The following is a 25592-nucleotide window of genomic DNA, read 5'->3' as shown; positions in this document are numbered from 1 at the left end:
GATGTTCTTCCTCGAAATGTATGGCCAAGTTTGTCGCATGCTTACCGGGCTTCTGCCCAGCGCTTAATTCGGGTTAGTCCGGCGTTCAATAGGTCTGAGGCGGCTGTCTCGCCCTCAGCTTCTACGTAACACCGCATTTCCGGTGCGTTGCCGGACGGACGGAAATGAATGATGCGGCCATCACGCAGCGTCACGCGCAAGCCGTCAATATCGCTTTTTGAACCGACTTCCCCGATGGGTTGCAGGAACTCCGCAAGATTGGCATCGGATGCGCGCAGGTAGTTCATCAAGGCTGCGCTGGTTTCGACCGGAAAATTCTCAAGGCGGTCGGCCGCGGCGAAGGGCAGTTTATAGGAGGTTGCAATGGCCGAAAGCGGCTCCCTGCGGATCGCAGCAAGCGAAAGCGTCGCCAGCATCGGCAGGAAACAATCACGTGTCGGCAATGCCCGCACATTACGGCCGTTAATATCGAAAGGTGTTGCCGTCAGCATCCCACCATTCGCCTCGAAGCCCATGACGAGATCCTTGCCGGCGGCAACCGCTTCTTCCATGCCGGCAATCACGAAAGGGGAGCCGACGCGGGTGCGGATGACGGTGAAAGGCCCGGCCGCCTCAATGCCGGAATTGGAGGTGACTGGCGTGACGACGGTTCCGGCGCCCAGGAAGTTCGCCGCGATCAGCCCGAGAAGATCGCCGCGCAGCGGCATTCCGGTCTCGTCGGCAACCAGTGGACGATCGCCGTCGCCATCGGTGGAAACAATCGCATCAAGGCCGTGCGTTAAAGCCCAGCCCTTCAGGAGGGCGATCGTCTCTTCTGAAACGGCTTCGGTATCGACGGGAATGAAGGTTTCGGACCGACCAAGGGCGACGACCTCGGCACCGTAATAGGCGAGGATATCGACCATCAGGTCGCGGGCGACGGTGCTGTGCTGATAGACGCCGATCTTCATGCCGGCGAGCGCGGCTTCAGGCAAGAGGGCCGTATTGCGCTCGAAGAAGAACTGCAGGCACGGCGCAGAGTGATCCTCGCAGGTGGCGGGCGCGCTGACGACAGCTTCGCCGGAGGCTTCGATCTCGGCTGCAAACCGGGTAATGGCGGCTTCGTCTGCTTTGTCGATCTCACCGTCAGGACGATAGAACTTGATGCCGTTGCGGTCCGCTGGAATATGCGAACCCGTTATCATCAGGCACGCGGCCTTTCTCTCGAGGCCATAAAGTGCAAGTGCCGGCGTCGGAACGGTACCGCAGTCGAGAATTTTGAATCCGAGGCTTGCCAGTGCGCCGGCGCAATTGCCCGCGATCTCCGGGCTAGAGTCGCGGTAGTCACGCCCGATCAGGATGACATCGCCCTGTTCTGCTTTCTTGCTCTGCAGCAAATATTTGCCGAAAGCCGTGGCATAGAGCGCCGATGAGCGTCCTTTGAGATCCGCTGACAGACCGCGAAGGCCGCTTGTCCCAAACTTCATGCGAAACACCCTCGCGCTGTGAACAACCGTTTCTACTGTGCTGATTTGCTTGGGTAAACAGCAAAATTAGGACATAGTTAAACCGGCCGGCGGCATAAGCGAAGTATTGCCATCATTTACGCGTCGTTACCAGAGCTTTTGCTAATATTAATGAATTTCAGATTTATGACGGTTGCTCGCCTTTGCGAGACGGAAAATATTCCGCTGCAACCGTTGCGTATTGCGGGTATAGACACTTTTGCTAGAACCGCAGTCCTACATCAAGTGCGTTGATCCCGGAGGTTTGCGTCGTGAACGAGACGTCAGTCACTCTAGAAGAGAGCTGGAAGGCGGCTCTCGCCGGTGAGTTCGCAAGTCCTTATATGCAGCAGCTCAAGACCTTCCTGCTGGAGCAGAAGGAACTCGGCCGGCGGATTTTCCCCAAGGGCAGTGAATATTTCCGCGCGCTCGACCTGACCCCGCTTGCGAAGGTCAAGGTCGTGATCCTTGGACAGGATCCGTATCACGGCGTGGGGCAGGCACATGGGCTGTGTTTCAGTGTGCGGCCTGGCGTGCGCATTCCACCGTCGCTCGTCAACATCTACAAGGAGATGGAGACGGATCTCGGCATTCTGCCGGCGCGGCACGGCTTCCTGGAACATTGGGCTCAACAGGGAGTGCTGCTGCTCAACAGCGTGCTGACTGTGGAGGAGGCGCAGGCTGCGTCGCATCAGGGCAAGGGCTGGGAGCAGTTTACCGACGCTGTTATCCGCAAGGTGAACAATGAGTGCGAAGCTGCCGTTTTCATGCTCTGGGGTTCTTACGCTCAAAAGAAGGCGGCTTTTGTCGATGCAAGGCGGCATTTGGTGCTTAAGGCGCCGCATCCGTCGCCACTCTCGGCTCATAACGGCTTTTTCGGATCCCGGCATTTCTCCAAGGCGAATGCATTCCTGCAGTCGCACGGTCGCGAGCCGATCGACTGGCAGCTTCCCGCCAATCCGTGAACGCTCCCGCATCGTCGTTCACAAAATGGAGACAATGCGTGTCGGCTTGCCAGGCTATGAGAAACGGGCGGAAGAGCTCATCTATGACCCATCGAAAGCCCGCCCGATGCGGGCAGAAAGAGGTCTCAAATGCTCGATCAAATCAAGGGTCTGCACCACGTCACATCGATGGCGGAGGACGCCCGCACCAACAACCAGTTCTTCACCAATGCGCTGGGCCTGCGCCGTGTCAAGAAGACCGTCAATTTCGACGCTCCCGACATCTATCACCTCTATTACGGCGACGAGACCGGTTCGCCGGGCACGATCATGACCTACTTCCCGTTCCCGAAGATGCCGCAGGGCCGCCCGGGTACCGGTGAAGTCGGTACCACGGTCTACTCGGTTCCGCAGGGCTCGCTCGGGTTCTGGAGCGATCGGCTGACGAAACTCAACGTTGGCGGTCTAAAAACCGAGGAAACCTTCGGTGAAAAGCGCCTGAATTTTGCTGGCCCTGACGGGGATGGTTTCGCCCTCGTCGAAGTCAAGGACGATACCCGCGCTCCCTGGACACATGGCGGCATCAGCGAGGATCAGGCTATCAGAGGCTTCCACTCGGTCGCCATGCGGCTGAAGGATGATGGCGCCACCGCCGAACTTCTGAAGTTCATGGGTTATGAGGTTCAGGAGGAACGAGACGGCGTCAAGCGGTTCGTCATTCCCGGCGGCAACGGTGCGCATCTCGTCGATCTCGAAACCATGCCCAATATCGCTCGTGCGCTCCCGGGCGCCGGTTCCGTCCACCACGTCGCCTTCGCCGTTGAAAACCGCGAAAAGCAGCTTGAGGTGCGCAAGGCGCTGATGGATACGGGCTATCAGGTCACCCCGGTCATTGATCGCGATTACTTCTGGGCGATCTATTTCCGCACGCCCGGCGGCGTGTTGTTCGAGATCGCAACCAACGAGCCCGGTTTCGACCGCGACGAGGATACGGCTCATCTCGGCGAGGCATTGAAGCTGCCGCAACAGCATGCTCATCTGCGCGCCCTTATTGAGCAGCATCTGCAGCCGCTCGAAGCCTAAGCGGAGGCAGGACAATGACCGACAATGGTTATGTGCACCGGCTGCATGCCGGTGCGCCCGGCAAACCCATCCTTTTCGTGCTGCACGGAACAGGCGGCGACGAGAACCAGTTCTTCGACTTCGGCAGGCGACTGCTGCCGGAAGCAACAATCGTTTCGCCGCGCGGCGATGTCTCTGAATATGGAGCAGCCCGCTTTTTCAAGCGCACCGGAGAAGGGGTCTACGACATGGCCGACCTCGCGCGGGCGACTGCGAAGATGACTGACTATGTCCAGGATCTGGCGGCGACACACGGCGCCTCCGAAATTCTCGGGCTCGGCTTTTCGAACGGCGCCAACATTCTGGCGAACATATTGATCGAAAAGGGCCTGTTCGATGCGGCAGCACTGCTCCATCCGCTCATCCCTTTTCGGCCGCGCGCCAATCCCGATCTCGGCGGTCGAAGGGTCTTGATCACGGCAGGCCAGCGCGACCCGATCTCGCCGGTCGCGTTGACCGATGCGCTTTCCGACTATTTCGAGGCCCAAAAGGCCGCTGTGCTGTTGGAATGGCATTCGGGCGGTCACGATATCCGGACGAATGAAATAGAGGCGATCGGTAAATTCTTTGCGGAATACGCCTGATCAAAAAATTATGCGGCGAATTTCGCCGCATAATGCGTTTCAGATTCCAGTTGGAAAGCGCTCTTACGCTTCGTGGTAGTAGGCCGAGTAGCGATTGTAATAATACTCGCCGGAACCATAGGAGCGATAGAGCTTCAGTTTTTCGGTGTCGACCTTGTTCAGTACGACGCCGATGCACTTTTCCATGAGTTCGGGTTGAACTGCGAAGGTGGTGCGAACGACGCGCCGTGACGTACGGCCCCACTCGATAACGGCCAGCGATGCATCCAGCATCGGGCTAACCGCCCGGGCATCGACGACCGGGCCGAGCGGCGGCAGGTCCAGAACGATGTAGTCGAAGTGCACCTTCAGCTCTTCCAGCAGATTGACCATGATGGAGGAGGAGAGCAGATCGGAGGAGTGCGGCACGCGGCGCTTGACGACTGCCGGCAGGAAGGCGAGCTTTGTCTTGCTGTCGAGCAGCAGCACATCCTTCAGTGGCTTACCTTCCAGCAAGGCTTCTAGAATGCCTTGCTCCGCATGGCGGCCGATAGCGCGCGTTGCGCCCGGATTGCGAAGGTCGGCATCGATCAGCAAAGTCCGCGAGCCCTGCATGGCAAGAAGCTGTGCAAGATTGATGGCGACGGTCGACTTGCCTTCACCGGGAAGGCTGGAAATCACACCGATCACCTTGCAGCGTGAGCTTGGATTTTCCATGTCAACGGCGATCTTGGCGCTACGCATCGTTTCAGCGAAGGCTGAAAGTGGATGATTGACCACGTAATTGGTTATCCCGTTACCGCTTTGCAGGCCACGGGCAGATTCCGGCTCGCTGGCGCCGCTGCTCGCTTCCTTCGCGTCGACAGCCGGTATATGGCCAATGTATTCGAGCGACAACACGTCCCGCACCTGCTCGCCAGTACGGAAGAAGCGGTCGCGGAATTCACGGAAGGCGCCGATCCCACCGCCGAAGGCTGCGCCGAGCGCCATAGCCAGAGCAAGGATCAATGGCTTCTTCGGCGCGCTCGGAGCCGTCGGCACCTGTGCTCTGGTGATGATGCGCGCGTCGGTGATCGGGAAGGATTGCTGCTGAGTTGCTTCCTGGAAGCGGGCGAGGAAGGTCTGGTAGAGGTTGCGATAAGTATCTGCAGTGCGCTCGAGTTCTCGAAGCTGAACCTGAGTTTCACCGGCCGCGGCCGTTACGCTGCTCGCTTGCGTGACACTGTCCTGAAGGGACTTTTCACGAGTTTGCGCGACCTGAAGCTCGCTTTGATAGCTCTCAGCGATACGGTTCAATTCTTCGAACATCAGCCGTTGATATTCAGCCATCTCGCTGCGAAGGCGAACGGCCTGAATGTGATCCGGCCCGAGACGAGCAGATATTTCAGCTTCAAGCTTTGAAGCTTCCAAATATTTCTTGCGCAGATCGTTAGAGATCGAGTTATCGAGAACGTCGGTTACGATGGCGTCAGTGCGCTTATTATCGATGATCGATTTCACACGCTCGTACTTTGCCCGCGCTCTAGCTGTATCGGCCTGCGCGCCGATCAACTGGGTCGTCAATTCGGAAAGCTGCTGGTCGCTAAGAAGCTGATACTGACCGCCGGTAGAGAGAAGGCCATGCGCAGTCCGAAACTTTTGGACCGCAAGATCTGAATCGAGCGCCCTCTGCTTGAGTTCGTCGATACGCTCCTGAAGCCACTCGGAGGCACGACGGGTGGCATCGTATTTCGAGTTTAGTTTGTCGACGAGATAGGCCTCGGCGATAGAGGTCGCAATTTTCGACGCCAGCTCAGGAGATGTCGAAGTGTAGCTGATTGAAAGTGCGTAGGAGCGTCCGATACGATCGACGTCCATGTCAGTAACGATCTTGTCGGCTGCGTTATGGCGCAAGGTGTCAAGATCGTCGGCTGCGACGTCATCGCTGGCAAACCAAGTGCGAAAGTTCAGAAGCGAGCGAAGCATGCTGATTGGCGAACGGGCCGGCGAAGTAAATTCCGGATTGTCGAGGAGCTTCAGTTTGTCGACAACGGCTAGACCGATCGAGTCAGATTTGAAAAGCTCGACCTCGCTGAGCACGGAGGCGTCGTCCTCAATCGGAAGAGCTGCGGCGACATTGGCCTGCATCTGGTTCACAATTTGACTGTTGCCGCGATCGATGAGAACGCTTGTCGACGCAGTGTATTTGGGTACCGCCGTCAGGATATAGACGAGGCCCAAGATTGCGAAGATTCCCATGCAGACTGCAACGACACGCCATTGACGGCGTGCGACTGCAACAAGCCGTTCGACATCAATGGTATCGCCGGCTCCGGCGTTTTCCCAATCTTCATCGGCATGCGCCGAGACCTTATCTGGCGATAGCAATCCGGGCCTCCGTTAGCTAACAAGTTCAAGTGAATGTACGATCGAACACATTAAAAGCGCCCATCTTCAGGCAATACAATTGACCGGGATATCAATATTCCGAGTGGGATATCAATATCCGCAATAGAATATGACAGCTCTTCATCAAGTGCCAGTCTGAAGGCTAACCTCTTCCTGCTTAAGGAATCGAGAATAAGCGTCGACGTACTTTTGCGCTTCGTGATCCCAATTGAAGTCAGCTTCCGCCAACGCTTTTGCGCGCCGGCCAGCTTCTGCTCGAGCGTTGTCATCCGTTATTAGTGTCAAGCAAGCCTTTGCAAGGGCTTCGGGCGTCGGTGCATCGGCGTAGCGCCCCGCCGATTTAAGCAAGCGTTTCGTTTCGCGCAAATCATAGGAAACGGAGGGTATTCCAAGCGCGGAGTACTCGAAAACTTTGTTCATGCTTATCTTGTCATTATATTCATTTACCGGATCCGGTATGATCCCTATGTCAAAGGTACTTAACGCGGCGAGTAGCTGCTCTCCGCGCAAATATCCAGTGAAGGTGACAAAGTCTTCTATCTCTAACTCTGCAGCAAGACTTCTAACCGTTTCAAGTGCCGGACCATCTCCCACGACAACTGCTTTTATATCAGAAACTGAGTGAACCTTTACGAGCTGGTGAACGCAACGGATCAGGTGATCGACACCGTCCTGATCTGCGATAATTCCAACATAGCCCAAAACGACGCGGGCGCCGCCACGAAGTTCTAAATTCGGCGCAACGCGGCGAATTCGGGACTTATCCGGAATGCTGTAAACGGATACGACATCTTCTCCTTTCTTTCCTCCTCGCGACATCGCCAATTCACGGTGAGTCTCATTGGACGAAATCACGAGGTCTGCCGTGAGGAAAGTCAGCCGTTCGGCAAGTCTCAGCAGATGATAGAAGAAGCCGCGCCTCGCGTATTTTGCGACGAAGAGTTCCGGACTTACATCGTGGTGGTCAAAAACAAAGCTCTTCCCGAACAGCTTGAAGGGGAGCGCAACCAGAAAAATCAAATCCGGGGGATTGCAGGCCTGGATGACATCGAATCCTCTTCTCTGAAGCACTTTGAAGAGAAGGGTGAATTCGTAGAACAATGCCACACTGTATTCGGCAAGGAAGGCAAGTTTTCCACGAGCCTCGAGTGGGAGTGGATGCCGAAAGATCTCGATATCGTCGATAATCTCAAACTTCTCGGGATACTGTTCTGTCTTCGGGCATATCACAGAAACCTGCCAGCCCGCATCCCGCAACGCGCACGCCTCTTGCCATACTCGTCGATCAAACGGGACTGGGAGATTTTCAACGATAATCACGCAGGAAGGCATATCTGGTCCTATGATTCGAGTTGAATAAGGGCTGATTTGAAGTTGCAGTACTTAGCCTTGCTGGCCGACCCTCACGTTGAGGCGAAGCCTCGCAATTTGTGAGAGTTCTCGATGCAGCGTGCTCGTTTCACCAAACGACTTGCGTATCCATCAGTTAACAACGCCTAACGTCAGCAATTAAATCAAGAGCTTCCAACCTATCGCACAAACTTTGTTGCAAAAGCTCTTCACACCTAATTAAGCGTGACGTTATCGTATTCCTCGCTGCAGTGCAAAAAAAATGCCATCGAAGTGAGGCTTTTTTTGGGGTGCGCGGTTAATGTCCCGATGGGATACGCTCTTCGATATGGTCCTTGAGGCTAGCGGACAGCGAAGAGAATTAAGACGGGAAGAAGACATCATTTGCACAAACAGGTGAGGAAATGATGCGAATATGGCTCGGAATTGGCCTTTGCCTTGTGCTTATCCTGGGTGTGATCTCTGGCCAAGTTGCCTCAATCAGCAGAGCAGACGACATGACTTATAAAATCGTGACCTTCGGAACGTCTCTGACCGAGCGGGGCGGTTGGCAGTTACCTTTGCAAGAGGCGCTGACTAAGTGCCTTAGGCGTCCGGTTCTGGTAGATGCAGTTGCACGCAGTGGTGCCACATCTGAATGGGCTCTGGAAAAAACAGGGGACGTGATAGCGGCGAAACCTGATGTCGTACTCGTTGAATTCTATGCTAACGATGCTGCTCTAAATCGCTTTATGACTGTAGGGCGCAGTCGTCAGAACATGGCGATGATCCTGGGGCAGCTGAAACAGCAATTGCCTCATGCGCGCATCATCGTCATGGGAATGAATCCGATCTTTGGAATCAGGGGCTTCATTCGTCCGTTCATCAACAGCTATATCGATGCCCATCGTCAGCTTGCGAACGAGATGGGCCTTGATTTCTACGATAACCAGCCGGCCTGGGCCGAGCTCGCCCCGGATGAGCTTTCTGCGGCTATCCCGGACGGCTCGCATCCGTTGCCGCAGGCGGCATCCGCCGTCATCGTTCCTGGTTTGACCCAGGAGATCGCATCGGGCAAATGTCAGAATTGAACCAGTCGACCTTATCGAAGGGACAAGCTTATGAAGATCATGGTTTGGTGCGCCGCGCGCGGCGGCATGCGCAGCGTCGTCGAAGCCTATGAGCGTGACGGGTTTCTTGAAAAAGAAGATGTCCGTCTCGTCGCCTCCTATGTGGATGGCAATTTTCTTGTAAAGCAGCTCGTGCTGCTGCGCGCACTCATCGTCTATCTCTGGCTGTTGACGACCAAGCGCGTCGAGCTTGTGCACGCTCATTCAGCAATGCGCGGCAGCTTTTGGCGCAAGGGGCTGTTTACGTCGCTCGCAAGGCTTTTCGGCATACCGGTAGTCCTGCATTTGCATGGTTCGGAGATGAAGCCGTTCTATGAGAGCCAGCGTCCGTTTCTGCGCCGACTTATCCGGCGTCACCTTGAGAAGGCGACGCGCGTCATTGTGCTTTCGGAAAGCTGGCGGGAATTCGTTGGCGGGATCGCGCCAGCGGCGCGCATCGTTGTCGTTCCGAATTATGTGATTGTGCCGCCCCCTGCAGATCCGCAGATAAGGAAGCCGCATGATCTTCTCTTCCTCGGGCTGATCGGACCACGCAAAGGAACGTTCGACCTCATCCCGGCTTTCGCCAGGATAGCTCCAGATCATCCGGATGCGAAGCTGGTGATCGGCGGCAATGGCCAAGTTGAGGAGGCCAGCAAGCTCGTAAAAACCCTCTCCATGGACGGTCGCGTGATATTGGCCGGCTGGGTCGACGGGCAGAAGAAGCAGGCGCTGCTGGAGGCAAGCGGCATCTATATTCTTCCCTCTTATAACGAGGGATTGCCCATGAGCGTGCTCGAAGCGATGGCTGCCGGTGTTGCGGTTATCACCACGCGCGTAGGCGGGATACCAGAGTTGATCACCGACGGCGTCGACGGCCTGCTGGTCGACGCCGGCGATAAAGACGGGCTCGCGAACGCAATCTCTGCTCTCGTCAGTGATGAAGGACTTCGCACGCGTCTCGCCGAAGCCGGCAGAATGCGGGTGGAAAAACATTATTGCGATCGCGTCATATTGCCCTTGCTTCATCGCATTTATGAAGAAGCCTCAGGCGCCGACAAACGGCAAGGGACGGCCAGCGGCCAAACGCTGGAAGGCCGGTCGTAGCTTGCTCGTCATTGAAGCGCATTGCCTCGGTCGGGATAGTTCTCCGAGTGTGTCCACATACTCGGAGAAACCTATGATTGGAAGTTAGCTCACCAGCCGCGGATCAGCGATTTTTCTAATGATGAAACGGGATAGCCTGATTGTGAAAGGTGTGCCGTTCTTGTCTGAAGTGATGTCCAGATCGCATTTCAGGTTGTCGAAGGGCAAGTCGGGCATCAGGAAGGGGTTGGTCTTGATCCACCAGCCTTCGCTGCCGGCCCCGATCGAATGCGCGAAATCGCCGGATGAGGTCCAAAGCCCTCCAACGCTCTGGAGGAGCTTTTTGTCCTGCCGCAATTTGAAGACGATTCGCGCCGTACCCAACTGATCACCGGCTAGCTGTTCCACGAACATAGCAGCGTATATCCAGTCGCCTGGCGCCAGCTTCCCTGTAGTCGCGATCGGGTCGGCGTTGAACTGCACATGTGTGTAGGCCGCATCGTTATCGTCGGTCGGCGTCACAGCTAGACGCGCGCCCTTGATGGCGCCCTCAAGCTCGTCAATGGAGCAGGCAACGGTCTCGGCATTACGCCCGATGCCGCATCGGAAACCGCTCGGAATTTGTCCCGTGATTGCCGGGCTGGCTTTCCCGCCTTCTGCTCCGCTCAATCGTCCCATACTTTCGCCCGCAAGATTTTCAACGGCTGGATCGAAATTGAACGTGGATCCGGCGCTGATAGCGGACTGTAGGATAGGCAGCAGCTTTTCCTTACCGATCCTCCGCGCGCCTTTTGGCGCCAGATGAATTTTGTCTTTCTCGTACATGCTGAGGTCTTGGACGCCGCCTGGTGCAAGAATATCATCATTGCCGTCGACAATGCCGAGTACGCCATCGCGTCCTTCCTGGGCCTTTATCCAATTGTTTGAATCGGCAACGGCCCTGTGGCGGGCGTCGTTCTTGGGCCAATCACCCCGTGGATAGATCGTCATCAGGATAACCCATACACCCCCGGCTCGCGCCAGCCGCAGCGCCTTGTCGAGCTTGGCTATGATTTCCGCTGCGGCTGCAGGGCTGTTCTTTCCGGCAGTATCACCTGAATTTACCGAATTGGTCCCTCCCTCCAGGATGATAACAGCAGGGCGTTTCGCAAGAAGCGCAGGGAGACGGGTGAGAATGCCGGTGGATGCCTCATTACTCCATTCGAGATGGGCTCCGAATATCCCCTGGTTTGCTCCGGAAATATTGCGACCGGTCGGGTCGGCTGTATCGTACCAGCTATCATGGTCGAAGCGGGGATCGAGTGCGCGGGTCCATTCGATGAAACCGTTCGCCATGCTGTAGCCTACGGCGAATGTATTACCTGGGTTTGGCACCAAAGGAGAGCCCGCATAAACACCGTAGCCGATATGGCTGTCGCCAATGGCCGATACCCTGGTTCCGGTCGGAAGGGGAAGGGCAGGCAGTGGACGGTGGGTGTCGATTGCGCCAGTGACTGAGTCTTCGTCGATAACGGCGCCGGACAAGGGAAGTGGGAGAGCGGCGGCTAATGTTGCCTTTGGAGGAAAAGCAACGCCGATTCCGATCATCGCAGCTCCTGCTTGCAGGAGTTCACGGCGTGTCGCAGGTCGTCGGTTCATCTATGAATCCCACCGGGTAGGTTTTCGGAAGAAGCAGTTTATTCGCAGCACGGTCGTTGACGTGCAAGGAAATATCCTGTCGAATGCTACCGGATGAAAACGACAATTATCCGTCGCTCCTCCCAATATGCTGAACATGATTTCCTGGCTGCATTCAAATGAAGCTTTTGAGATAAGGCATTGCATGAGCGCGGAGACAAGGCATCCGTGGCCTGTTGGCCGCCTCTCCAGGATGTGGGCAGAAGATTGGCGGAACTTGTTATTTTTCATATTTTCGCTGGCTTCGGCTGATATGCCATGCGGGCATATTTTGTGCGGACCCGCTTCCCGTTTTCGATCAGGAGGACATTGACATTGGAAGAGAACAAGGGTCGATGGACCATCGTCCTCTTAACCTGCCGCGATCCTGCCAAGGATTTCCGCCTACCGCTTGCGGAAGAGCTACATCTTCTGGGGCATAAGGTCTTCTACATCTTTTTGAAGCGGCGCCCCGTCGTCATCGATATGGACAATAGCCAGGAGAAGCGCGTTTTCTCACTGCCGAAATTTCTGAGCTTCATGCGTCATAATTTCCGCGACCGCAGACAGCTGCTCTTCGTCAACTCCACCAATCTTGTATTCCCGGCAATGAGCCGAATGCTGCGGATGCTCTGTGGCGGCTTATGGTGCCTGGATATGCACGATGACTTGCTGTATGGCCGCACTGGATACTCGCGCGTGAAGGCGCAGATCGCGCAGGCCATTCTTCTCGGCGGCTCGGATGTTGTTGTTCACGCCGCGCCGACACTAAAGCGACTTTTTCCGACGTCGCGTCATCTCGGTAATGCTTCCTCAGTGACAGCTATCGAGCGGCCGGCGCCGGATTGGAAAAAAATTCTGATCCTGGCGAGCGTGGACGAGCGGCTTGATTTCGATTTCCTGGGAGCGGCGGCAACGGCAAATCCCGGACTGCGTTTCGAGATACGCGGACACATTGCCAGCGACGATCCGAAAGTTAAGCAAAAGGTTGATGAACTGACGTCAATGCACGCCAACATCCACTATTTGGGATCTTACGTTAACAGCGAACTGCCCACAGTCCTCGGCGCCTATGCCGTTACCCTTGCGCCTTACGTCGTCGGCTCGCCACTGACCGATTACATTGATCCGCTGCGTTTCTATCATTGCCTGAATTCCGGCATGGAAGTCATCTCGACCGGCATTCCCAAGGCCCGTGATTTCGGCAGTGTCCTGCATTGCGTGGAAGATCCCGCCGAAGTGGGGCCACTACTTTGCGGGCTTGCTGAAGGTACGATCGCACGCCGCAATACCGGGTCAACCGCCTCGGTTTACAACTGGAGAAATCGGGCGATCAAGCTGCTTGATATTGTGTCCGGCGAAACCTCAAGTGCCGAAGGCCTGCCAGCCTGATTGTCCCGCAATATTCTATTCGTGATCCGGCGGGGTGATTTGACCGACGGATCGGCATGATGTGTGAGGCATGTTGATCTATCCGACTTTCCTTGGCCATTTTGTTGCTTCAAACTAAGGTACGTGTTATCGGAAAGCGAATGCTGCATTGCACCATTGGAGGTCGAACCACCGTCCTGCGGTTCTGTGACTTAGCTGTTTCCGCGTAGCGGTTTGTCCGCCCCAATTGGCTCCTCTGCTAAGACATACTCATCACCTAACGGCACCATTTCCGACAAGTGAAATGGACGGCAGCAAGAATTAGGAGAGCATCGAATTGCCTGGTTTGAACCGATTTTTGAAGCTTCGCCGGATCGTGGTCGATGCGCGACGGTTTTATCTGAACCGTTTCTGGGGGATGAACATCCATCCGACAGCTGATTTTTCGCTCTCTGCACGCTTTGATAAGACACACCCAAAGGGCATTCATGTCGGAGAGGAAAGCTATGTCGCTTTTGACGCTGCTATTCTCGCGCACGACACAACGCGTCGAATGTATCGCGACACACGCATCGGCAAGCGCTGCTTCATTGGTGCCAGAAGCATCATCTTGCCTGGGGTGACGATCGGAGATCACTGCATCGTCGGATCCGGCAGCGTCGTAACAAAGGACATGCCGGCCTATTCGATCATCGCAGGCAATCCCGCACGCGTTATACGCTCCAACAATGGGCTTGATCCCTATGGCCGTATTCCACGGGTCGTAGAGCAGGTCCCCAATGAAGCCGAGGCTAACGACCTTCAAAGCCGGCAGGCGTGAGATCACCGGCCATAGCGGCCGATAATACCGTCAATGTTGTGAAAGCGAGAAGCATGACCGAGAACGGCGCAAAGCGGGCTTCCCTGGCCATCTATCTCCCCGATCTTTCCGGTGGTGGCGCGGAGCGCTTGCATGCGCGCCTTCTGCCGCAATTCTCCAAAGCAGGCTTCAACGTCACCTTCCTCCTCGACCGTGAGGGAGGCGAACTGACAGACCCGGTGAAAGAGCAGGGCGCGCGGATAGTTGCCCTCGATGCAAAACGGCAGCTCAGTGCCTTGCCCAAGCTCGTACGCTATCTGAAAGAGGAAAAGCCCGATATTCTCATCGCGAATATGGAGCACATGAATGTGATGGCGGTTCTAGCCAGACGGCTGGCCGGTGTTCGCACACGCATACTCGTAACTCAGCATAACGCCTTTTCCGAGCAGGTGAAGCGGCGCTCCTGGCAATTCCGCGTGCTACCCGCGCTCTATCGCATGGCGATGCCTTTCGCAGACGTCATCGTCGCAGTCTCGGCCGGTGTCGCCGATGACCTTGCTGCCAGAGCAGGCATCAAGCGTTCGAAGATACGTGTCATCTACAATGGTGTCGTCACCGACGATTTCGAGGAGCGCACGTCGAGGACGCCGGAACATCCGTGGTTTGACGATCCTCAACCAATTGTTCTAGCCATGGGACGGTTGGTGCCGCAAAAGGATTTCACGACCCTGATCAAGGCATTTGCAGGCGTTTCAAAGCAGAGCGACGCAAGGCTTCTCATTTTGGGTGATGGTCCGATGCGGGAAGAGCTGGAGACACTTGTGAAAAGTCTGGGTCTTCAGGAGCGTATTTCCATGCCAGGCTTCAGCGAGAATGCACTCGCCTACTTGAAGCACGCGAAGCTTTTTGTGCTTTCTTCCCGATTTGAAGGGTTCGGAAACGTAGTTGCCGAGGCGCTTGCTTGCGGTACGCCAGTCGTCAGTACCGATTGTCCGCATGGTCCGGCCGAGATTCTGGATGGCGGCCGTTTTGGATCTCTTGTTCCCGTCGGTGACGTTGCTGCTTTGGAGAAGGCCATTGTCGACAGTTTGGGTCGTCCGGTTGATGCTGCGGAGCTTCAAGCGAGAGGGCAAACATTCAGTGTCGCCAGATGCGCGGAATCTTATTGTGAGGTGCTTGCATGAATGGCGTTAACAAGAATGCCAATCGCGATAAGTTCGGCAGCATCGAGGTCGGGCGTGGAGTCGCCGCTCTGCTCGTCGTTTTCCACCACACTGGTAGCATCATGTCTGAACCACGGTTCTTTGGGGCGGAGCCGTTTAATAGCCATTTCAATAACTTTAATGTTGGAGTGGATTTCTTTTTCGTTCTTAGCGGCTTCATCATCACCTGGATTCACTGGAGCGATATAGGTCGCAGAGAACGGATCCGTTCTTTTGCGGCCAAGCGATTTATCCGCATTTATCCGCCCTATTGGTTCATCCTCTTTCCGCTTGTCATCCTTTATTTGGTCTTCACGGGGGCAGGGCAGCCAAGCCAGCGCGACCCGGTAAACATCGTCCTGTCCATTTTTCTCCTGCCCAATCCAATTCCACCGGTCCTCGGCGTGGCCTGGACATTGATACACGAGATCTTTTTCTACGCGCTCTTTGCCGTGATCATCTGGAACGGCCGTAAGGCATTGTGGATCTTGCCAGCATGGGCGCTAGCTATCGTCGCAGCAAATCTTCTGGTGACGCTCCAGGCAATCGGCTCATTGGCCTTTCCGTTTTCGTTCTTTTTCAGCCCGTTCAATATCGAATTTATCATGGGTGTCGGCGTGGCGATGATATTGCGACATGCGAGAATACCAGTACCATATGTGCTCGCCTCTCTAGGCGTCGTCGTCTTCTTCCTCTTGACGTGGTTCTTCGTGAACATTCAGGACGATCCGCTGGTTGGACGTTTGGCTTTTGGTACTGCGTCCATGTTGTTCGTTCTTGGAGCAGTGGAAATTGAACGTCATCGCCCACTGAACGTGCCAGGATTTCTTCTCGCCTTCGGTGCGTCCTCCTACGCTGTTTACCTCGTGCATCCGGTCGTACTTTCGTTTTCGATAAACCTATCGTCACGGCTCGGAATCTCGACATATTTTTCGTTGAATATTGTTGCGATCATGATCGCATCCGTCGCCGCAGCGTTTGGGATCTCTTATCACTATCTTATCGAGCGCCGGCTCATAAGGTTTACGCGTCGTATCATGGAGCCGCGTAGAGAAACCCAGCTGACGGACCGCTATCCCGCGGAAAATGACGAAACGAGCGGTATTAAACCAGAGCAGAAGGTATCGAGGATCGAAGCATGAATGCTGCCCGGCAAAAGGAGACTTCTCCTTATCGTCTTTCGCCGCGCGAGCTCGCACTCGTTTTTATCATTACGTTTCCTCTGATTGGCACGCTTTTTCCACTGGACTCGTATCTTGGTTGGAAATCTCCGGCGCTTGCGGCCATTGTTGTGAGGAGCCCGCTTAACACGACAATAATACTTACGGTGATCTTGAGTTATGTTGCGTGGCTTTTTAGCCGGAGCCCACAAAAGTCTATTTCTGCGCTGAAGCGCAATTGGATAGTGTTCGCCTTCCTTCTATGGGCGTTTTGCACATCGCGCTGGATGCCTGAGCCAGGGCAATCGTTCAACAGAACGGGGCGAATGCTGGTTTTCACACTCTATGCGGTCTATCTCATAGAATTTGTACCCTATCGGCGTGTCCTTCAGCTTCTCGCCATAGGCCTGGCAATTTCGTGTACGATTTCGCTTGTTATGATCGTCGCAGCGCCGTCACTTTCTTACAGCTCGGAAGATTTGCGCGGGGCTTGGCGCGGCGCGATGATACACAAGAACGTCATGGGAGGTACGGCGTCGATGACCTTCCTCGTTGCGCTTGTGTCGTGGCGCATGAAACTGCTGAATCCTTACCACATTGTGGTTATTGCGTGTCTGGCCACCTTCTTGTTGCTTATCGCGAATTCGGCAACGGCGCTTTTGGCTGCATTCGTAATCACGGCCATTCTCGGCTATCTGATCTACGTGGTTAACAGGGTTTCCTATCCCTTGGTGCTGCTGTTCTTCACGGGGCTCGTGGCTTCAGTTGTCGGGGTCATAATCATATCAAGCGGCATCGTTTACACCCTTCTAGGACGCGATGCCAGCCTGACCGGACGTGCGCAGGTCTGGGAATTCGCGTCCCTCATGATCAACCAAAATCCTTTCTGGGGCTATGGGAACGGTATCTGGGGAACGGAATACTTTAAGCCGATCGTTCTGCAGGAACTGCATTGGCCTGCACCCCACGCACATAATGCCTGGATAGATTTTCGATTGCAGTTGGGATTGCCGGGGCTGTGTTTTGCTGTTGCGATTTGGGCGATCATCGGGATGAGGCTGCTCTACGCCATTTCAATTCGACGTATCCCGGAAATGGCACTTCCGGCGGCTATATTTATATTGCTGAGCATACGTTCTTATACGGAGACAATCATCGTCGATCCGTCCTTGAACGAGATGTTTTGGCTCGCCTTCTCCTACGCTGCTTTCGCAGCTCTACCGGTTCGCGAGCGACTTCGTCGGCGTCAGCAGACGCTCGCTCGCAGATCATGGAAAGAGCCGACGCGCATAGTTTCCAAGCAGACATTTGCGCGCGAGCGTGCGATACCGCCCCTTAGTTGACGTTCAGGACCTGTACTTTCGGTCGCGGCGGATGCTCGCTGGGTTGTCACCGCCGGCGGCAGTCTAGTCTTCGGACAAGGGACGCGCGACCTTCTTACGACTTACAACTGGTGTTTGGGGGCAGCGGGTGATGCTGAGAGTGCTTTCCACCAAATGCGCGCTACGGTATTCGGCGCTTCACAGTATCACCATCATCCGAAGGTGGCTTATCCCGCCTCCTGCTCATAGGCCAGCGATTCTTTTCTCGCTCGCATTCGCCGGAACAATGCCCGAATTGCCGGAGTGTTCCGCTCGGTCGCCAGAGAAAATAGAAACGCAAAACCAACACAGATTGCGACGGCGAGCGCGGCGTAAAGAAAATCCGTGTTCTCCGTCGGCTTCATGTGCCACCCGGTTTGGAAGGCCCATACACATATCGCCCCGATCAAAATAACCAGCGGAGTGTGGGTGCAGTAGAGGGAGTAGGAAAAGCCCGCGAGTTGTTCATTGAGGCGCGGCAGCGGCATACGTAGCAGCTTTTTCGACTGCCTCATTGCCATCAGGAGATTCGCAAAGCTCGCTGCTATCGTGTAATCCAGAACCGTTTCTTTGGAAAAAAACGTTGCTGGGGTCGCGGTACCTGGCGTGTAGAGCACGCGCCAGACAAGCAGGCAGGCGATACAGCCTATGGCAGCAAAAGTTGCATTGATCGGCAAAACAGGTTTGGATCTGAGCGCCGCAAAGGTCCCCAGAAGCCAGATTCCGGCATAGCCGGCAATCGAGAAGCCGACGAACTGGAACCATGTCAGGGCCAGCAGGATGGCGGCGGCGGCAATGGTCATGGCGACTTTAGCAATGACACCGCTCCTGCCCCAGAACGCCATCATCACAAGCGGGAACGTCATATAGTACCAGAATTCGTGAAAGAGACTCCAGAGAGCACCGTTGCTGCCGAACTGAGTGCAGAACGCCGTTTGAAGAAAGGCGATGTTGCACGCTGCCGTCCAGGCATCGTGGTTCAATGCTGTGCCGGCACCCTCTGCGTCGAGGGCAAAGATACCGTTCTCTGCTGCGTGGAAGATGTCGAGCGCGAGGGTGTCAAACAGGAAAGCAAAGAGAAGCGCCGGGATAAGCACAGTCCAGAGCCGCGACAGTCTCGTGATGAAATAGTCGACGCTATCGAATTTGCTTGATCGAAGATATCTCCCTGCAACGCTTCCTCCAACGAGGTACCCACTCATGACGAAGAAAAGGATGACGGCTGGACCGCCGAACGATGAAATGAATGCAAATAAATAGTGGCCGATAAGTCGCTCAGAGTGAGGAACCTCGAAGAGCTTCACAAAATACCGGTGATTTATGTGGTAGATCACCACTTCCAATGCCGCCGCCCAGCGGAAAAAATCTAACCAAGCAGAAAAATTTTTATTATGAACTACGTCATCAATACCGATGTGCACGCAAAGCCCCCTAGCTAATACAGCATATTTTTTGCTAGATGGCACAAGTAACTTCACAATGATAGTCTGTATGTCAGGATTGATCTTGAAACGGTTAATGTCTCTACGAAAATAAGCAAATGGGCGATTTTTCCCATAGAATGATAGGGGTTATACTTGGAAGGCAGATGGGTCTGCGCAGGCAATTCAGTTGAGCGTCCGACCACCCCTTACCGGGTGATGGGATGTCTCCCGACCACACGCGCGCTAGTTCGGGAAGTGCTGTAGCTGGCCGTTATTGGACGCCGGGTCTTGAAGACCGCTTGCGCATCACATCTCGAATTTAGCGTGAAGGCGCATGGTCGAACGCGTCAGCGATCGCGTACCACATTGGCTTCTTGGCAAAATTGTCATCCAGCGGCAAGCAGCGCTGTCTCAAGTGATCTTTTCTGGGCCAGCCTTTGTGAAGCCAGCTAAAACGATCCGTCATGCCCCAGGTAACAAGGCCTACGACGGCGGGTTCGTTGAAAAGCACATCGAGGTACTGTTTAGTGTGGGCGGCTACGATTGTGTCTCTCAATTTTATATCGGGCTCAAGCCTGACGTCGCTTACGTCAAGCTCCGTGGCACGTATCTTCAAGCCGAGGTCGGCGACCTCTGAGAGAAAACGTCGGTAGACGTTTTCATCGAATTCCGCGTTGGCGATCAAGTGGCTTTGAATGCCGAACCCATCAATCGGCGCACCCTTGGATTTGAGTTTTTCCAGAAAGCTCAAGATCGCATCTCTTCGATGACCCTGGTTCTGATAGTAGACGCTATAGTCGTTATAGTACAAATTGGCGTTCGGGTCGGCCTCTCTGGCGGCGTGAAAGCAATCCGCTATGAAGTCGATGCCTCCCTTGTTGTACGGCGCCCAGTTGCGGAGATTGTCGGGCATATCATCCTCCGGCGCGATCGCCTCGTTCACGACATCCCATTCCATGACGCGTCCGCGAAAATGGTTGATGAGTTCGCGAGCGTGGTCGAGAACGAGCGTCTGCCCGTCATCGCTGCCGATAATGTCTTTCGTCCATGCCGGGGGATTTTGATGCCAGACCGCTGTATGGCCCCGTAATAGGAGCATATTGTCCTTGGCAAACTTGGCAATTCGGTCCGCGTTAAAATAGTTGGATTGGCGTGCCGTTGGCTGCGTAGGCCTCCATTTCATCTCATTTTCAGGGACTATCATCGCGGCATCACGTAGCACGGCATCCTGATACTGCTTGAGGCTAAACAAAGGTCCGGCGTTGACTTCGGTGCCGAAAACAAGGCCCTTCTTCTCGGCCCTCTGCCGCAAAGGTGTTTCGCTCGGTTCATCGGCCCTGCTGACTTGAACGGAAGCGGCAGCGATCCCGGCGCCGGCGGCCAGGAGGAAAGTTCGCCGATCAATATGCTTTGTAGGCCACTGACCAATATTATTGCGCATAAAATTCTCCGCCTGAAATTGCGTATATTTTTCAGGTTCAATGTGTCAGGACAATGCCGAATCCCAACGAATTTTTCCTTTCATAGACGTCCCTTTTGTGTAACTTCAATCGGCAGAATGGCCTTGAAATAGCAGGAGCGTGAAGATGTCCGAAGCTGATTACCCGATTGAGGTCTCGGTGGTGATATGCACGAGAAATCGGCACGACCAACTTGAGGAGACGCTGGATTCGCTGATGAAACTGCGTTCCAGTCATCAGTGGGAGGCCGTCATCCTCGACAACGCTTCCACGGACCGAACGAAGGACGTTATAGAGGCGTTTGCGAAAGTCTGCCCGAACGCGCGCTACGCATATGAGGCTCAGCGTGGACTGGGTGCAGCGCGCGATACGGCATGGCGATCGACGCGTGGCAGAATCGTCGCTTTTACAGATGATGACTGCATATTACCGGCTGACTACATCGATCGTGTAGCGGAGGTCTTTCGCGAAGATCCGGCATTGGGCTTTATGGGAGGGCGTATTGAGCTCTTCGATCCGGATGATGCGCCGGTCACCATTGACCTGCGGGATCATAGGGTTGAAATTCCTGCCAAGGCTTATGTTTCCGCAGGCATGCTGCAAGGCGCCAATATGGCGATCAGACGTGATGTGCTGGTCGAAATCGGCGGGTTTGATCGCCGCCTCGGAGCCGGTACACCATTTCCGTGCGAGGATATTGATGCTGTAGCAGCGGCCGTATGGGCTGGCTATCGAGGCGCATATGATCCTCGCCCCGTCATTCTTCACCATCATCGTCGAAAGGCAGCCGATGTCCCAGACATCATGCTGAGCTATGATCGTGGTCGTGGTGCTTATTACATGAAGTATCTTTTGAAACCTGAGACGCGCACCGCCTATATTCGAGGCTGGTGGGAAACTTCAGGCCCGGCGCACAGGCCTATCACGTGGCGCCGCCTTGGACGCGAAATTGCGAGTGCAAGGGCATTCCTCGCGCAGACCACGACCCATTCAGAAAAGAGGTTGTGGGGCGGCTTGCTCGGTTTGTCGGAGCATTTCGCAAAGTTTGCTGCCGAGCTTGTGAGGATTGTCCGTTTTCAGAAGCGTGCGCTTCCGTGATCAAATCTAGGAAGCCTAGCATTTGGGCGATGCGCTAGTGCGTGTTTGAGAGGCTCACCTTACCATATTGGTCCAGCGCGCATGTGAGCGCGCCAGGCCTTGAGCTATTTCCTCTGCGTTCGTAAACCGATCGCTGGATGGCGTCAGATCGCAAGGTTTTGTCGCTCTTTGAGAATAGAAATTGCCTCATCGAGCGACTGAGCGAAATAGCGGTTTTCGCTGAATGTTCCCCACGCCTTGGCAAAGCCGCTGATTTTGCCGTAGCTGTTATCGATGACGACGTGCGGAATATCCAGAAGGGTGCAAAGAATATGTCCGTGAAGACGATCCGTGATTACCGTTCGCCCCTTCGACAGCAGTTCGGTGCCAGTCCTCAACCGAGTGCGGGCAACCATCTCCAACAGATTGCCTCTGCGATGATGCTTGTTACCTGGGAGCAGCAGCCAGGGCTCGTGAGCATTGGCCGAGAGATATGACCTGATCTTGTTCAGCTTCGAATTGTCGGAAATCTCTTCCGGCCAGTCGACGACCAATACACGATCCTTCGGATATTGATGCTTCGATGTGTCAACACCGCGCGTCTCTTTGTCCTGCCGCAAAAGCATCAACAGCTCATGAGTAGGCGCCAGCCGGTCTCGCTTCTCGATCATAAAAGCGCTGTCGGGGCACAGCCTGATATCGGCCTTGAAATTTTCCTTCGCAAATTCAAAGCTGCGCTGGTCGCGCACCAGCAGCACGAAATCCTTATGTGCTTCACAAAGCGCTGCCATACTCGCAGCCTTTTCGGGCTGTTCATAGAATATCGTTTGAGGAAGCTGGATGACTCTTCTGTTCGGATAGCGTCTCAGGATTTCCTCGTGAAAATCATTGAATTCCGGCCATAGGTCGCCAAAATTTCCCCCGCCGTGAATGAAAATAGGACCGTCGCCGATCGCGCTTTCCATATCTGCCCAATTGGTGTGATGGACTGACGAAATGTAAGCAGGCCGCAACGAAAACCGTTTAAAGAGATCGGATTCGCCGACGTAAATAGCGCTATCACCTACGTTATTGTGATCGGGAAAATCCACCAAAGCAAAGCGCCCATCCTTCGGCACTAGATCACTCATGGTCGAGAGTATCGTCTGTTGCAGTTGAGATACGACGCTCATATTCTATTCTCCGTCGACAGGAATTGTAATTTCGATTTTAGTTTGTCAGGGCGGTGGATCGATTGCGTTTAAAGAGGCTTTTCTTTAAATTGCTTACGACGGCTCGCGCAATATTCTCCACTGAAGGTTGCAGCGCAAAGGCATCGGACAGCCTGCCGAGTTTCAACAAGCGCAAGGCGGTTTTGCCTTTGAGCCGGCTTATCTCGCGCATGTTCTGTGTGGAAAAGGCGACTTGACCGAGCGCTTCACCGATTAAGGCGCAATCCTGATGATCCGGGATATAAGGCCTATACTCCATCAAAGAGAGGAGTTTTGCCGAAGCAGCAGCCTTAAGGTAGCTGAACTCATCGGGTGAAAGAGATTGCCCCACAAGCTCTAGTATGTTGCTGAGTGTCTTGGCGCGCTCGTAATCCGTTCGCAGCCCGGGCGAAAAGTCGATATCCGGAACGCCTTGAAGGCGGCGTTTATAGGAAATTGCTGCAAGTTGGGATGCAACTGCCGCAACGCGACCGTTGACGATGGATGCACTGGATATGCTGCCGCTGTGGATGCGGTACTCCCCGTGAATATCACGCAAATTATGCAAACGACCCACGCCGAGCAGGCGCCAATAGAGATCCGTATCCTCCGCATGGACAACGTAGCGGTATCCTCCGACCTTCCTTATCGCGTCGAGACGTACCATCAGGAAAGGGTGCATCAGATAGGGTTCCTTTGAAGGAAACCAATCAGGGTCTGGCCGAACATCCCCATAGAGTCTCGACTGTGTGCCAATTAACTTTCCGTATTGGTCGATATGTCGAATGTTCGAGCCTACCGCTACGCAGTCCTTCTCGTTCTGCAAGAAGTTGAGTTGCGCTTCAAAACGATTGGGGTAGGCCAAGTCGTCTGCGTCATGTCTGGCGACGAACTCGGCGTTGCAAATTTCCAGGCCGGCATTTAATGCCGATACTATTCCTCCATTAGAGGTCGTTAGAACGTGAACTCGCTCATCGGCCTCTGCGATCTTATTCAAGATATCCTGCGTGCGGTCGGTCGAGCCGTCGTTGACGATGATGATCCTGATATCGCGGATGGTCTGAGATTGGATGCTGGCAACAGCGGCTTCAATGGTGGTTTCTGCATTGTAAGCAGGAATGAGAACGTCGATCTGAGCCACGCGCAGCGATGTGCCATCCATCCTCGATCTCCTCTTTTGTTGCTTGAGCAGGTTGAACCTATCTAGAGCAGATTATTGCTTGCTTATCTGCGAACTGCATTACGAAGGAACAGCACGTTTTCGCGGCCGATATCAAAAGCAAGAATTGCGACGGATACTGCATATGCGGCGGTGAAAATTGCGCCGAATAATAGTAGGCTGAATAAGATGTTCAATTCGCCCAAGCCTGCCCATGTGCGGGTAGCGTAGACAGCAAAAAATGCCGCCCCGCAGGCCAGCATAGGCACGCCCACAGGCCTGATCATGGCCTTCCAATTGAGCGAAAGCGCATTTAACGTCGCCCCAAAGGAGAACGGCGTGAGGCAAACAAGACTTGCGCAGTAAAGCATTGCGGTGCCGGCCACACTATCCATGCGTATGAAATAGAGGGGAGGCAGCACCAATACGGCTTTCAGAATGACCAGCCACAAGAGAGCCTGAGGGCGCCCAAGTGCGGTCAGATAAGACGCATTGACAAACTGCACGCAATGAATCCCGCCCATCAGCAGCAACGGAACCATGACGTGCTCAGCACCAGCCCACTTCTGGCCGAACATAATGTGATTGACTTCTGGAGCAAGTGCTGCGAGGCCGCAGAAAACGGGCGTGCCGAAAAATGCGCCGATCGACGAACTGCGCAGGTAGAGACGTTGCAGGCGTACCTTATCGTCCGAAACCTTGGAGAGCATCGTCAATCCCACGTTTGAAATGCTGGATTGAAGCAGCTGCAATAACAATTGGTAAAGGCGCGAGGATACTGTAAAGAGCGCCAGCGCTGCCGGACCGTAGACAAGCAAAATAACAAAATCGATACTCCTTAACGTGAAGAAATCGATAAGACGCTGTCCGACGACGTTGAAGCCGAACTTGCTGAGACCGGTCAACGTATCCCAAGTAAGATCGGCGTTCGGCTTCCATACGGGCTTTGCCCATAGCCAAACTACGCTTGTCAGTGTCTGGGCGGCAAACTGTCCGATCAACGCCCATGTTCCAAAACCCATGAGGGCCATAGCAACACCGACAATGCCGCCAATAATGATTCCGGCAAGCGTACGCATGGCCAGCGCGCGGAATTGAACGTGACGTCGATACATTGCGTCCTGAAAGCTTGCGAGCGTGAGGAACGGGCAGATTGCAGCAGTTCCGATCAGGTAGGGCGCCAATCCTTCGACATTCATCAGATGTGCAATGTCCTGGGACATGAAAGCGGCAATGCACGCCAGTGCCGTCGAGAGTATCATAGATGCGTAAAATGGTATGTTGACGTCTTGGTCCTTCAGCCCTTGCTTTTGGATAAGAGCATCGCCGTAACCAAATTCCGCGACCAGCGAAAGCATCGACATCACCAGGAAAGCGGAAGAAGCGATACCGAACTGCGCCGGCGCGAGCAGGCGGGCAAGAAGGACAAATACGACCATGCTCAGCGCGCGGCCGCCCCAGTTCTGGAATAGTGACCAGAACAGAGCGCTGACCGCACGACGACGAAAATTGCTCATATCATTCATGAAGGCCACTCTTGTCGGAACGTTCTTGGTAAAGTTTGGGCGGAGAGATGCTTTTCAGGTAAAATCGGAGGACCAACTGATTTTCCCGCATCAATCTTCGCCTCTCTTTCCATCATCGCCTGATGCTTGCAACGTGCGAGGCGGAGGAGGCCGGTTCCGCGTCACCATATCGAACACCCTGC

At 54.7% G+C, this 25592-nt stretch carries 20 protein-coding genes; 11 read left to right on the top strand and 9 right to left on the bottom strand.

Translation table 11 applies throughout. From position 1 onward, the window contains the following. Positions 1-41: 41 nt before the first annotated feature. Positions 42-1466, bottom strand: a complete 1425-nt coding sequence (locus tag FHT87_RS03425) for a phosphomannomutase (protein WP_183725379.1) — start codon at positions 1464-1466, stop codon at positions 42-44. A 290-nt stretch (positions 1467-1756) separates the two neighbouring features. On the opposite strand from FHT87_RS03425, the gene ung reads away from it, so the two are divergent. The 3 genes from ung (at position 1757) to FHT87_RS03410 (ending at position 4134) form a co-directional block, all read left to right on the top strand. Next, positions 1757-2449: a uracil-DNA glycosylase gene (ung, locus tag FHT87_RS03420; protein ID WP_183725377.1), complete on the top strand. Its 693-nt coding sequence runs from the start codon at positions 1757-1759 to the stop codon at positions 2447-2449. 129 nt (positions 2450-2578) lie between these two features. Further along, entirely contained in the window at positions 2579-3511 is a 933-nt protein-coding gene (locus tag FHT87_RS03415; protein WP_183725375.1) for a VOC family protein, read from the top strand. A gap of 14 nt (positions 3512-3525) precedes the next feature. Beyond that, a complete protein-coding gene (locus tag FHT87_RS03410) occupies positions 3526-4134 on the top strand; it encodes an alpha/beta hydrolase (protein ID WP_183725373.1) in 609 nt (202 codons plus the stop codon). 63 nt (positions 4135-4197) lie between these two features. Here FHT87_RS03410 and FHT87_RS03405 read toward each other — a convergent pair whose 3' ends face one another. Beyond that, entirely contained in the window at positions 4198-6411 is a 2214-nt protein-coding gene (locus tag FHT87_RS03405; protein WP_348647579.1) for a polysaccharide biosynthesis tyrosine autokinase, read from the bottom strand. A 213-nt stretch (positions 6412-6624) separates the two neighbouring features. Then, on the bottom strand, positions 6625-7821 hold the full coding sequence (locus tag FHT87_RS03400) for a glycosyltransferase family 4 protein (RefSeq protein WP_348647568.1): 1197 nt from the start codon (positions 7819-7821) through the stop codon (positions 6625-6627). 527 nt (positions 7822-8348) lie between these two features. Here FHT87_RS03400 and FHT87_RS03395 point away from each other — a divergent pair. After that, positions 8349-8921, top strand: coding sequence for an SGNH/GDSL hydrolase family protein (locus tag FHT87_RS03395; RefSeq protein WP_246698021.1), 573 nt, complete (start codon positions 8349-8351; stop codon positions 8919-8921). A 30-nt stretch (positions 8922-8951) separates the two neighbouring features. Then, entirely contained in the window at positions 8952-10046 is a 1095-nt protein-coding gene (locus FHT87_RS03390; protein ID WP_183725367.1) for a glycosyltransferase family 4 protein, read from the top strand. Positions 10047-10130: 84 nt separating this feature from the next. On the opposite strand, the gene FHT87_RS03385 is transcribed toward FHT87_RS03390, so the two are convergent. Further along, positions 10131-11612: an SGNH/GDSL hydrolase family protein gene (locus FHT87_RS03385; RefSeq protein WP_246699556.1), complete on the bottom strand. Its 1482-nt coding sequence runs from the start codon at positions 11610-11612 to the stop codon at positions 10131-10133. Between the two features lie 405 nt (positions 11613-12017). On the opposite strand from FHT87_RS03385, the gene FHT87_RS03380 reads away from it, so the two are divergent. The 5 genes from FHT87_RS03380 to FHT87_RS03360 all read left to right on the top strand — a co-directional run bounded on the left by FHT87_RS03380 (position 12018) and on the right by FHT87_RS03360 (position 17556). Further along, on the top strand, positions 12018-13073 hold the full coding sequence (locus FHT87_RS03380) for a hypothetical protein (protein ID WP_183799458.1): 1056 nt from the start codon (positions 12018-12020) through the stop codon (positions 13071-13073). Between the two features lie 337 nt (positions 13074-13410). After that, complete coding sequence (locus tag FHT87_RS03375) at positions 13411-13872, top strand: acyltransferase (protein ID WP_183800997.1); 462 nt, start codon at positions 13411-13413, stop codon at positions 13870-13872. Positions 13873-13925: 53 nt separating this feature from the next. Then, complete coding sequence (locus FHT87_RS03370) at positions 13926-15035, top strand: glycosyltransferase (protein ID WP_183799455.1); 1110 nt, start codon at positions 13926-13928, stop codon at positions 15033-15035. After that, on the top strand, positions 15032-16195 hold the full coding sequence (locus tag FHT87_RS03365; protein ID WP_183799452.1) for an acyltransferase: 1164 nt from the start codon (positions 15032-15034) through the stop codon (positions 16193-16195). Before FHT87_RS03370 ends, FHT87_RS03365 begins: the two co-directional genes overlap by 4 nt. Beyond that, entirely contained in the window at positions 16192-17556 is a 1365-nt protein-coding gene (locus FHT87_RS03360) for an O-antigen ligase (RefSeq protein ID WP_183725357.1), read from the top strand. Before FHT87_RS03365 ends, FHT87_RS03360 begins: the two co-directional genes overlap by 4 nt. 206 nt (positions 17557-17762) lie before the next feature. On the opposite strand, the gene FHT87_RS03355 is transcribed toward FHT87_RS03360, so the two are convergent. Both FHT87_RS03355 and FHT87_RS03350 read right to left on the bottom strand, forming a co-directional pair. Continuing rightward, positions 17763-18995, bottom strand: a complete 1233-nt coding sequence (locus FHT87_RS03355; protein WP_183799449.1) for an acyltransferase — start codon at positions 18993-18995, stop codon at positions 17763-17765. A 322-nt stretch (positions 18996-19317) separates the two neighbouring features. Beyond that, positions 19318-20439 carry an endo-1,4-beta-xylanase gene (locus tag FHT87_RS03350; RefSeq protein WP_183799446.1) on the bottom strand — a complete coding sequence of 374 codons (1122 nt, stop codon included), beginning with the start codon at positions 20437-20439 and terminating at the stop codon, positions 19318-19320. 145 nt (positions 20440-20584) lie between these two features. Between FHT87_RS03350 and FHT87_RS03345 the strand changes: the two genes are divergently transcribed. Further along, positions 20585-21556 carry a glycosyltransferase family A protein gene (locus FHT87_RS03345; RefSeq protein ID WP_183725351.1) on the top strand — a complete coding sequence of 324 codons (972 nt, stop codon included), beginning with the start codon at positions 20585-20587 and terminating at the stop codon, positions 21554-21556. A 143-nt stretch (positions 21557-21699) separates the two neighbouring features. Here FHT87_RS03345 and FHT87_RS03340 read toward each other — a convergent pair whose 3' ends face one another. The 3 genes from FHT87_RS03340 to FHT87_RS03330 all read right to left on the bottom strand — a co-directional run bounded on the left by FHT87_RS03340 (position 21700) and on the right by FHT87_RS03330 (position 25410). Next, positions 21700-22707 carry a polysaccharide pyruvyl transferase family protein gene (locus tag FHT87_RS03340; RefSeq protein WP_183799444.1) on the bottom strand — a complete coding sequence of 336 codons (1008 nt, stop codon included), beginning with the start codon at positions 22705-22707 and terminating at the stop codon, positions 21700-21702. Positions 22708-22744: 37 nt separating this feature from the next. After that, positions 22745-23887 carry a glycosyltransferase family A protein gene (locus FHT87_RS03335; protein WP_183799441.1) on the bottom strand — a complete coding sequence of 381 codons (1143 nt, stop codon included), beginning with the start codon at positions 23885-23887 and terminating at the stop codon, positions 22745-22747. A 62-nt stretch (positions 23888-23949) separates the two neighbouring features. After that, positions 23950-25410, bottom strand: coding sequence for an oligosaccharide flippase family protein (locus FHT87_RS03330; RefSeq protein ID WP_183725346.1), 1461 nt, complete (start codon positions 25408-25410; stop codon positions 23950-23952). Positions 25411-25592 lie beyond the last annotated feature (182 nt).

Source organism: Rhizobium sp. BK316 (genome assembly GCF_014193695.1).
GTDB lineage: Bacteria > Pseudomonadota > Alphaproteobacteria > Rhizobiales > Rhizobiaceae > Rhizobium.
The sequence above is the reverse complement of the archived record's forward strand: the minus strand, read 5'-3'. Positions and strand labels throughout refer to the sequence as shown.

Coding starts and splice junctions, on each gene's coding strand:
- FHT87_RS03425 (WP_183725379.1), bottom strand. CDS start 1,466: ATGAAGTTTGGGACAAGCGGCCTTCGCGGTCTGTCAGCGGATCTCAAA.
- FHT87_RS03415 (WP_183725375.1), top strand. CDS start 2,579: ATGCTCGATCAAATCAAGGGTCTGCACCACGTCACATCGATGGCGGAG.
- FHT87_RS03410 (WP_183725373.1), top strand. CDS start 3,526: ATGACCGACAATGGTTATGTGCACCGGCTGCATGCCGGTGCGCCCGGC.
- FHT87_RS03395 (WP_246698021.1), top strand. CDS start 8,349: ATGACTTATAAAATCGTGACCTTCGGAACGTCTCTGACCGAGCGGGGC.
- FHT87_RS03390 (WP_183725367.1), top strand. CDS start 8,952: ATGAAGATCATGGTTTGGTGCGCCGCGCGCGGCGGCATGCGCAGCGTC.
- FHT87_RS03385 (WP_246699556.1), bottom strand. CDS start 11,612: ATGATCGGAATCGGCGTTGCTTTTCCTCCAAAGGCAACATTAGCCGCC.
- FHT87_RS03370 (WP_183799455.1), top strand. CDS start 13,926: ATGACCGAGAACGGCGCAAAGCGGGCTTCCCTGGCCATCTATCTCCCC.
- FHT87_RS03365 (WP_183799452.1), top strand. CDS start 15,032: ATGAATGGCGTTAACAAGAATGCCAATCGCGATAAGTTCGGCAGCATC.
- FHT87_RS03360 (WP_183725357.1), top strand. CDS start 16,192: ATGAATGCTGCCCGGCAAAAGGAGACTTCTCCTTATCGTCTTTCGCCG.
- FHT87_RS03350 (WP_183799446.1), bottom strand. CDS start 20,439: ATGCGCAATAATATTGGTCAGTGGCCTACAAAGCATATTGATCGGCGA.
- FHT87_RS03345 (WP_183725351.1), top strand. CDS start 20,585: ATGTCCGAAGCTGATTACCCGATTGAGGTCTCGGTGGTGATATGCACG.
- FHT87_RS03340 (WP_183799444.1), bottom strand. CDS start 22,707: ATGAGCGTCGTATCTCAACTGCAACAGACGATACTCTCGACCATGAGT.
- FHT87_RS03335 (WP_183799441.1), bottom strand. CDS start 23,887: ATGGATGGCACATCGCTGCGCGTGGCTCAGATCGACGTTCTCATTCCT.
- FHT87_RS03330 (WP_183725346.1), bottom strand. CDS start 25,410: ATGAATGATATGAGCAATTTTCGTCGTCGTGCGGTCAGCGCTCTGTTC.